The organism is Pseudomonas sp. Pdm06 (assembly GCF_014851795.1).
In the GTDB taxonomy this organism is placed as follows: Bacteria; Pseudomonadota; Gammaproteobacteria; order Pseudomonadales; family Pseudomonadaceae; genus Aquipseudomonas; species Aquipseudomonas fluorescens_AA.
Genome location: NZ_JACVAH010000034.1, coordinates 1 through 2,858 on the forward strand (window position 1 = coordinate 1; position 2,858 = coordinate 2,858).

At 52.3% G+C, this 2,858-nt stretch carries 1 rRNA gene; it reads left to right on the top strand.

Annotation, left to right across the window (positions count from 1 at the left end):
* Positions 1-2,715, top strand: a 23S ribosomal RNA gene (locus IB266_RS30400); the annotation flags it as partial.
* Between the last annotated feature and the right edge of the window lie 143 nt (positions 2,716-2,858).

Below are 2,858 nucleotides of genomic sequence, written 5' to 3' on the forward strand. Positions count from 1 at the left end.
GCGAACCAGGGGAACTGAAACATCTAAGTACCCTGAGGAAAAGAAATCAACCGAGATTCCCTTAGTAGTGGCGAGCGAACGGGGACTAGCCCTTAAGCTTCTTTGATTTTAGCGGAACGCTCTGGAAAGTGCGGCCATAGTGGGTGATAGCCCTGTACGCGAAAGGATCTTAGAAGTGAAATCGAGTAGGACGGAGCACGAGAAACTTTGTCTGAATATGGGGGGACCATCCTCCAAGGCTAAATACTACTGACTGACCGATAGTGAACTAGTACCGTGAGGGAAAGGCGAAAAGAACCCCGGAGAGGGGAGTGAAATAGATCCTGAAACCGTATGCGTACAAGCAGTGGGAGCCCACTTTGTTGGGTGACTGCGTACCTTTTGTATAATGGGTCAGCGACTTATTTTCAGTGGCGAGCTTAACCGAATAGGGGAGGCGTAGCGAAAGCGAGTCTTAATAGGGCGTCTAGTCGCTGGGAATAGACCCGAAACCGGGCGATCTATCCATGGGCAGGTTGAAGGTTAGGTAACACTGACTGGAGGACCGAACCGACTACCGTTGAAAAGTTAGCGGATGACCTGTGGATCGGAGTGAAAGGCTAATCAAGCTCGGAGATAGCTGGTTCTCCTCGAAAGCTATTTAGGTAGCGCCTCATGTATCACTGTAGGGGGTAGAGCACTGTTTCGGCTAGGGGGTCATCCCGACTTACCAAACCGATGCAAACTCCGAATACCTACAAGTGCCGAGCATGGGAGACACACGGCGGGTGCTAACGTCCGTCGTGAAAAGGGAAACAACCCAGACCGTCAGCTAAGGTCCCAAAGTTATGGTTAAGTGGGAAACGATGTGGGAAGGCTTAGACAGCTAGGAGGTTGGCTTAGAAGCAGCCACCCTTTAAAGAAAGCGTAATAGCTCACTAGTCGAGTCGGCCTGCGCGGAAGATGTAACGGGGCTCAAACCATACACCGAAGCTACGGGTATCACGCAAGTGATGCGGTAGAGGAGCGTTCTGTAAGCCTGTGAAGGTGAGTTGAGAAGCTTGCTGGAGGTATCAGAAGTGCGAATGCTGACATGAGTAACGACAATGGGTGTGAAAAACACCCACGCCGAAAGACCAAGGTTTCCTGCGCAACGTTAATCGACGCAGGGTTAGTCGGTCCCTAAGGCGAGGCTGAAAAGCGTAGTCGATGGAAAACAGGTTAATATTCCTGTACTTCTGGTTATTGCGATGGAGGGACGGAGAAGGCTAGGCCAGCTTGGCGTTGGTTGTCCAAGTTTAAGGTGGTAGGCTGGAATCTTAGGTAAATCCGGGATTCTAAGGCCGAGAGCTGATGACGAGTTACCCTTTGGGTGACGAAGTGGTTGATGCCATGCTTCCAAGAAAAGCTTCTAAGCTTCAGGTAACCAGGAACCGTACCCCAAACCGACACAGGTGGTTGGGTAGAGAATACCAAGGCGCTTGAGAGAACTCGGGTGAAGGAACTAGGCAAAATGGCACCGTAACTTCGGGAGAAGGTGCGCCGGTGAGGGTGAAGCACTTGCTGCGTAAGCCCACGCCGGTCGAAGATACCAGGCCGCTGCGACTGTTTATTAAAAACACAGCACTCTGCAAACACGAAAGTGGACGTATAGGGTGTGACGCCTGCCCGGTGCCGGAAGGTTAATTGATGGGGTTAGCTAACGCGAAGCTCTTGATCGAAGCCCCGGTAAACGGCGGCCGTAACTATAACGGTCCTAAGGTAGCGAAATTCCTTGTCGGGTAAGTTCCGACCTGCACGAATGGCGTAACGATGGCGGCGCTGTCTCCACCCGAGACTCAGTGAAATTGAAATCGCTGTGAAGATGCAGTGTATCCGCGGCTAGACGGAAAGACCCCGTGAACCTTTACTATAGCTTTGCACTGGACTTTGAATTTGCTTGTGTAGGATAGGTGGGAGGCTTTGAAGCGTGGACGCCAGTTCGCGTGGAGCCATCCTTGAAATACCACCCTGGCAACTTTGAGGTTCTAACTCAGGTCCGTTATCCGGATCGAGGACAGTGTATGGTGGGTAGTTTGACTGGGGCGGTCTCCTCCTAAAGAGTAACGGAGGAGTACGAAGGTGCGCTCAGACCGGTCGGAAATCGGTCGTAGAGTATAAAGGCAAAAGCGCGCTTGACTGCGAGACAGACACGTCGAGCAGGTACGAAAGTAGGTCTTAGTGATCCGGTGGTTCTGTATGGAAGGGCCATCGCTCAACGGATAAAAGGTACTCCGGGGATAACAGGCTGATACCGCCCAAGAGTTCATATCGACGGCGGTGTTTGGCACCTCGATGTCGGCTCATCACATCCTGGGGCTGAAGCCGGTCCCAAGGGTATGGCTGTTCGCCATTTAAAGTGGTACGCGAGCTGGGTTTAGAACGTCGTGAGACAGTTCGGTCCCTATCTGCCGTGGACGTTTGAGATTTGAGAGGGGCTGCTCCTAGTACGAGAGGACCGGAGTGGACGAACCTCTGGTGTTCCGGTTGTCACGCCAGTGGCATTGCCGGGTAGCTATGTTCGGAAAAGATAACCGCTGAAAGCATCTAAGCGGGAAACTTGCCTCAAGATGAGATCTCACTGGGACCTTGAGTCCCCTGAAGGGCCGTCGAAGACTACGACGTTGATAGGCAGGGTGTGTAAGCGCTGTGAGGCGTTGAGCTAACCTGTACTAATTGCCCGTGAGGCTTGACCATATAACACCCAAGCAATTTGTAAACTCCAAGCCCCAGGGCGAAAGAGACCAGATTGCGGTGTGTGAAGACGAAACGAACCGAAAGTTCGAGACGCTCAACCGCAACACACAAACTATCGCATACCCATTCGCTGGAACGTGACC